Consider the following 7,135-nt stretch of genomic DNA (forward strand, 5'->3'; position numbering starts at 1 on the left):
TCTGCTGCCAGAATGAGGCCATGAACATTGAGAACTGGTGGCCACTTCTGAACTCTTCGACCCGGCAATGGTTGATCGACAATAACGGAGACGTTGTGCCGCCAAGCATTCTGGATCAGATCACGGCCGTGGCGGGCCACCCCACGGCAGAAGCATCCTGGGCTGCGGACAATATTGCAGAGGAATTTTTTCTCTCGGATCAGGCAATCGACTGGATAGAGGAAGCGGCGAACGATGAGAATTCTGGGGGCGACTAGCCAAACCGTATCGGGACTGCCAGTCGCCCGACTTCGAGAAACGCACCGCCCCGCAGCGGCTTCTCAACCGGAATGGCTACACGAGAGATTCCTTTCTCTCGCAGGGCTAGCCCCCACGGGTGCATGATCGCCCGGAAGAGAGCTAAAAATACGCAAGTCATGCTCAAGATTGGTCCACGGCCCCTGCCGAAACATTGCAATGATCTTGTGCAATACCAAGCCGTGATCTTGGGGAATCCCCGGGATAGTGATTGATGTAGCCGGTCTTGGGGGCCGGCTAACGAAACCCAGCGGCCTACCAACCGTGATTCATTTTATTGCGGAAACATTGCCTCGCGGATCTTGACAGGACATGGTTGGTCGCAGGCCGCGAAAATAGCGGCTACCCTCAGACGTGTAGCCAATCCCATACAATTTGGAGTTTCAGCGACTGGGGGCTTGGGGAGAGACGGGTCGGCCAGCCCGGCGATCCGGGCAAGTCATTCAATGAGTTTGATTCCCAAGACAAAGGCAACAGTCATGAAAACCCCTTCCGCACGTATCCGCAAGATCGCCATGTTCGGCGCCGCCCCCCTGGCCATCCTGATTGCCGGGACCATGGTCTGGCAGGGTTCCCAAGCCGCCTTCACCGCCTCCACCCGCAACGCCGGCAGCGCCTGGAGCACCGGCAACGTCGTCCTCACCGACGACGACCTGGGTGCCGCCGCCTTCACGGTGGAAAACATCGTCCCCGGCCAGACCGGCCAAAAATGCATCGTGGTCACCTCCGGGTCCGACGTCCCGGGAGTGGTGCGTTCCTACACGCAGAACCTGATCAGCGCCAAGGGCCTCGAAAACCGGATCTACTTCGACCTGGAGCAGGGCACGGGAGGCTCGTTCAACGACTGCACCGGCTTTACGTCTGAAACCAACAACATCCCGGAAATGACCCTCGCCGCGCTGTCGGCGGCAAACCGGGACTTCTCCACCGGCGGCACCCCCTGGGCGACAGCGGGCACCCCCGGCGAAACCCGAAGCTACCGCGGCACCTGGCGCTTTGACACCACCGGCATGAGCCAGGACGAAATCAACGCCCTGCAGGGCGCCCGCGTGGGCCTCGACCTGGTGTGGGAGCTCCAGTCCGACGAATCCCCCACGGCACCGTAGCCGGACGGCCACGGTAGTCATAACCTGTGAACCGGGAGGAACCCGGGGCCGCCCGGAAAACCTCCCGGTGGGACCCGCTGTTTTCAGCTGACGGCTGGACGCTGTTTCTGGCGTCCATTGCCTCACGGCTGTATCTAGGCGTGCTGTTAAGCCTTGCACTGATAGCAATGCTGCCAGCCCTGCTGGGCTGGCACGGCACCGTGGTGCAGAGCGGGTCCATGGAACCTCACATCAGCGCCGGCGACGTGGTGCTGGCGGCCGGTTTCGGCGCCACACAGCAGGTCCCTGTGGGCGGCGTGGTGCAGTTCACCAGCCCGGCGGAGGCCGAACCCGGCGGGGTCGAGCAGACCCGGCTGCACCGGATCGTTGCCGAAAATCCGGACGGAACCTTCGTCACCGCGGGCGACGCCAACCTCGAGGTGGACAGTACCCCGTTGGAGCGCGAACAGATCACCGGGCAAGCCAGGCTCCTGGTTCCCGCGGTGGGGCTCCCCGGACTCTGGCTGGGCAGCGGGAACCTCGTCGCGCTCGCGTGGTGGAGCGTGCTGACGCTGCTCGCCATCGCCCTGGCCGTCTTCGGCACCCGCCCGCTCAAGGACGATAAAGACGACGAAAACGACGACGGGGAAGAAGGCGACGGCGGCCCTCCCCCAGGTGACTTGTCGCGGCGCTGGAAGGCAGGTTCCGCACTCGGCATCCTGGCCGCATTGGTTTTCCTGGTGCTGGCCACCTCCACGGCCTTCTCGTCGGCGGCATTCACGGACTCCACCGCGAACGCCTCCAACACGTTCGCCGCGGCAGCGGACTGGACACCGCCCGCGGTCACCATGACCAGCCCCGGAACAACGGTCCGGGCAAGCATCGCGCTGACCGCGGAAGCCAGCGATGGTGAAACCGGCATCCGCAGCGTGGCCATCGAGTACCTGCCACCTAGCGGCGCGTGGACCACGCTGTGCACGCAGACGGCCGCACCCTATGCGTGTCAGTGGAACACCCAGTCCGTGCCGGACGGTGCCTACGGCCTGCGGGCCGTTGCCACGGACAACACGGGCCTCACCACAACATCAGCCACGGTGCAAACCACGGTGGCCAACACCTTCTCGGTCGACCTCGGGGTGCCCGACGAGGTTGTGCGCGGCACCGTGGATCTCGCCGCCGCCCTCAACAGCCCGGGCGGGACTGCCTACACCGTTCGGGTGGAGTATTCCGTGGAGGGAGCCAACAAGTGGAGCACGCTGTGCCAGATGCCCTCCGCCCCGTACACATGCGCCTGGCCCACCGGCAGCTTTTCCAACGTCTCCTACGACCTGCGCGCTGTGGCCGTCTCGGGGGGCACGTCAACCTATTCGGGCACCGCCACCGACGTGCTGGTGGACAACCTGGCACCCACGGTGACCATGAATGATCCCGGCACGCCGCTGCGGGGCACCAGCACCTTCGCAGCCACGGCCGCGGACGCGCACTCGGGCATCGAGAAGGTGCAGATCCAGTACGCCCGCACGGGAACCAGCACCTGGACAACCTTCTGCACGGCCACCGAATCTCCCTACTCCTGCCGGTTCAACACCACGGCCATTGCCTCCGCCTCCTACAGTTTCCGGGCCGTCGCCAAGGATCAGGCGGGCAACAGCACCACGTCGGCCGCCATCGCCAACAGGGTGGTGGACAACACCGTGTCCTCAGTGTCCCTCGAGGATCCGGGCGCCTACCTGACGGGCAACACCACCCTCACGGCGGCCGCGAACTCGACGGCGGGCGTGGGCAGCGTCAAGATCCAGTCCTCGCCCGCCGGGACGAACACCTGGACCACCCGCTGCACCCTGGCCGCGGCGCCGTACACCTGCGACTGGGACACGCGGACCGTGGCCGACGGACTGTACGATTTCCGCGCCGTCCTCACCGACGGCGCGGGCAAGGAAACAATCTCCGCCCTCGTGACCGGCCGGCGCGTGGACAACAGCCCCCTGCGCGCCGCGGACGTCCAGGCCGCCAACGGCACAGGGGCCCTGGGCAAGGTCGACGCCGGGGACACCCTGAGCTTCACCTACAGCCAGCAGGTCAACCTCGCGTCCGTCACCCCGGGATGGACAGGCGCTTCCCTGCCGGTGACCCTCCGGCTACGCGACGGCAACGTCCAGGGTCTGGGTACCGGCAACAGCGGGGACACCGTGGACATCCAGCGGCCGGGCAGCACCGTGAATCTGGGGTCGGTGAACACGAAGGGCAACTTCGCCAAGAACAGCAAGACCATCACGTTCAACGCCACCATGACGGCCACCACCATCACCACCGCCGGGGTCCCCAAAACCGTGGTCACCGTGACGCTGGGTGCCCCCACCGGCGGGACCGGCAGCCTCCGTACCTCCACCACGGCCGTCGCGATGGTGTGGACGCCGAAGTCCTCCGTCACCAGCACAACCGGCGTCCCATCCTCCATCGCACCGGTGACCGAAACCGGAACGATCGACAGGGATTTCTAACCAAGACGAATGCAGGGGGCGTCCGGCCGGTCCGGCCAGTTTCGTGTGTCCCAGTGGAGGTTCCCCTTGTGGGCGCTCTAGTTCAGTGCAGAGGACTTCGGATACCCAGTGCACTCGCCTTCGGAAAATGACGCTCAGGGCGGAAAATCTAGCTGACACCCGTTTGCTCGGAATCGTTGGGGTCTTGGAAACCGGGACATAGAAAAGCACTTCGGGGGTCGGTGGGAACCTACTGGGAAACGATCCTTTGATGAAACTCTGAACCAGGCGGCGATCCTGTCATTCCACAGGCGGCAGCACTGCGCTATCACGTCTGCGATAAGGAACGACTGCGGCGAAAGCGTGACTGTGGATGATCAGGTATCCTTCTAGGGCCGAGTTACAAGTATTGCGGGAGGCACCCTGGTGGTGCTGTGGCGCGATGCCACATCTTCCAAACTGCTCAGGGACGAAGCCAAGGTGCAGCGACCTTTACGGGTGCTCTCGGTAAGTGGCCGGGTTTGAGCGCTATTCCCCTCGCGTTGACTGTGACATTGAGATGGCAGAAGGCGCGTGGGGAACCTCACCTCGCTAGAACGGTGAATCCTCAACTGCACCCTGCAGCGCACGGTTGACACGTAGCCCGTTGGCTCGTAGTTCGGCAACGAACTTTCTCAGCTCAGCTCGGGTACTAGCCGGGCGATTGCGTGCGAGCGTGAAGTCCTTGCCTTTCGGTGAACGTAAACGGAGCAGCGTTTGATTTCGCTTGATCACGGACCACCCTTGATCCGTTGCGTTGCTACAGAGCCACTTGATCTCTTCTTCTAAGGCCTTGAGCGTCTGATCTCTGTGAACAGTTGCCAGGGCACCAGGCATGAGATCGGGTGTAGCCGGCGGGTGAATAGCCAGTGCTTCCTTGGCAACCTTCTCCACAATCGGATCTTCAGCGCGGGGGCCTAGCTTGTCCATGATGCCCTGCGCCCTTACGACGGCACTGTTTAGTCCAGCCCGAATGCTGCGATCCGGATGTGTCCGGTAAGTGAGCCTCGTTAGACCCAAAAGATCAGATGGCAGCTTTGCGTCATCGACGCTGAGGTAATAAACGCGTTCACGTCCCAGCGCTCCGAGAAATAGGCCAAACTCGAAAATAATGTTGTCCCTAACTGCCGCCATCTCCGTGCCTCGACTCGTGACGGTATCTTCGCCGGTAGCAACAAGGATTGCAAAATCAATCTTATTGGCCGTTTGGACCAGTGATTCGAGAGTGAAACTTCCGGGATCAAAAGTGTCGACATCCCAACGTTCGACCAAATAGTTCGTCGTTTCTTCGAGTTCGGCTTGCAGCGACCGTGCGATTTTGAGGCCTTCTGCCGAGGAACCGATGAATACATATGGTTTACGGGGAAAGTTCGTCATATCGTCAACAATAAGTGAGTTCCGTAAGGCCATGTGAAACACGTCCAGAACAGAGCACCTTGTCTGATTTGCTATGGCTGCTGTCGCTTCGGTGAACCCTCGTCGCATTCTGATCTTGAAATGCGCATAGAAAACCCACTCAAAAGCTGCTAGAGTGACTTGTGCGATAGTTGTGCGCAAAAAACCTGATCATTGATCAGGTTTTTCTATTATCTGAACGCTTTGGCAATCTCGGCCGGTCTCTCTGACCGGCCTTTTTTATGCCCTCGTTCATTCCTGATTCCGCAGCGAATCTGCTGCGGTCACCGTCCAACCACTAGGTTGGACATCACCCTGAGGGGAGGGTGCGCATTGGAAATCTTCGCAGAATCTGCAGGGAACCTGTTCGTACCTGCTCTGCTGACCGCTGCCGGACACTTTGTAATCCGGCTGCTTCCTTTGGTCTCGGACCGTGTGAACAGCCGCGCTGTCCGCCTGGCCAAGGCGAGGAACAAGCAGAGTAAGTAAGCGAAAATCGCACTTAGCTGATGGGTAGGGAGAAGTCTGCCCAAAATCAGGTCGATCAGGCCTAGAACCGATCATTTTTGGCCTTTGCAGTCTCGTGAGGTTTCGTCTCAAATCACTTTCATCCTGTCGCCCCAGTAGTCTTGATCTGACTACCACTAGGGGGAATTTTGCAGTCTGTTGCAATAGATCGTGCCGTCATTCGAAAGCGTCTAAATTCAATGGCGTTGGCCTGGCGTACCAGGATCGATGGTTGGCGCGAAACAGGGCAGACCCATACAGAAAAATCCTTCGCCCAACAGTTTTGGTCTGATCTCCTGCGTTCCTTCGAAATCATTCCCGAACGCATTGACCTCTTCGAGCGCGATGCTACCCGGGCGTCCACCGGAGGGAACGGGTACATCGACTTCTTCTGGTCAGGTGTCGCTCTGGGTGAAGCAAAAAGTCTGGGCCGCAATCTTGATGCTGCGTTCGAACAAGCATTGGACTACTTACGCGGCGGATCAATCGGCCAGCACGAATGGCCTAAATACGTCATAGTCACCGACTTCGAAACGATCCGCCTAGACCGACTTGGCGACGAACCATGGACGCTCCGTTTTACGATCGACGAGCTTGCCGATCACATGGACCAGCTTCTCTTCCTGGCCGGCTACGAAACCATCACCAAGGCCGAAGAAGAAGAAGCGTCCATCCAGGCCGCTCGGTTGATGGCAGGAATCTTCACAGCAATGGCCGGCGACGATATCGATATCGATGTATCGGACGATGCGCCAACGAACCAAGAAGATGAAGACCTCGCCACGCAAGAGGCCTCGGTCCTCATGACTCGGCTGCTCTTCTTGCTCTATGGCGATGATGCTGGCCTCTGGGAATCTGACCTCTTCCACCGCTGGGTGGAGTTTGACACCACAGCCGATAACCTCGGCCCTCAGCTATCGGCACTTTTCAATGTCCTCAACACCCCAGAGACACGCCGCAAGAATCTTCCCGACACACTCGCCCGCTTCCCCTACGTCAACGGTGGAATCTTTGACGGAACGTCAGCGTCGACATTCCTAACGGATAACATGCGTGACGCGCTTCTCGCTGCATGCCGTTTCCGCTGGACCCACATCTCCCCCGCAATCTTCGGTGCCATGTTCCAGCTGGTAAAGAGCAAGGAGGCCCGTCGCGGGGACGGCGAGCATTACACCTCCGAAACCAACATCCTCAAGACGCTGGGGCCCTACGTGTCAGGCTGGAGCGGTACCACGGTGACAGAGCAAGTCAGCTCGATCGCGTAGGGCGAGAACCAGGAAACCAATCATTATGTCCAAACTCGCTTTGGCCGATATAGGCCAAGATGGATCC

The 7,135-nt window shown here is 60.5% G+C and carries 5 protein-coding genes; 4 read left to right on the forward strand and 1 reads right to left on the reverse strand.

What is annotated here, in order from left to right; all coding sequences use genetic code 11:
• From ACLQ7E_RS05155 to ACLQ7E_RS05165, 3 genes are all read left to right on the forward strand, one after another.
• The coding region (locus ACLQ7E_RS05155; protein WP_411731501.1) for a hypothetical protein at nucleotides 1-257 on the forward strand (257 nt) is incomplete at its 5' end.
• A 519-nt stretch (nucleotides 258-776) separates the two neighbouring features.
• A complete protein-coding gene (locus ACLQ7E_RS05160) occupies nucleotides 777-1,403 on the forward strand; it encodes a hypothetical protein (RefSeq protein ID WP_411731502.1) in 627 nt (208 codons plus the stop codon).
• Nucleotides 1,404-1,570: 167 nt separating this feature from the next.
• Nucleotides 1,571-3,883 (forward strand): S26 family signal peptidase, encoded by a 2,313-nt coding sequence (locus ACLQ7E_RS05165; protein WP_411731503.1) that lies wholly within the window; start codon nucleotides 1,571-1,573, stop codon nucleotides 3,881-3,883.
• Between the two features lie 570 nt (nucleotides 3,884-4,453).
• Here the strand turns inward: ACLQ7E_RS05165 and ACLQ7E_RS05170 are convergent.
• Nucleotides 4,454-5,311, reverse strand: coding sequence for a TIR domain-containing protein (locus ACLQ7E_RS05170; RefSeq protein WP_411731505.1), 858 nt, complete (start codon nucleotides 5,309-5,311; stop codon nucleotides 4,454-4,456).
• A 692-nt stretch (nucleotides 5,312-6,003) separates the two neighbouring features.
• Between ACLQ7E_RS05170 and ACLQ7E_RS05175 the strand changes: the two genes are divergently transcribed.
• Nucleotides 6,004-7,068 carry a type IIL restriction-modification enzyme MmeI gene (locus tag ACLQ7E_RS05175; RefSeq protein WP_411731504.1) on the forward strand — a complete coding sequence of 355 codons (1,065 nt, stop codon included), beginning with the start codon at nucleotides 6,004-6,006 and terminating at the stop codon, nucleotides 7,066-7,068.
• The last annotated feature ends 67 nt before the right edge of the window (nucleotides 7,069-7,135 follow it).

The organism is Paeniglutamicibacter sp., assembly GCF_046714615.1.
GTDB lineage: Bacteria > Actinomycetota > Actinomycetes > Actinomycetales > Micrococcaceae > Paeniglutamicibacter.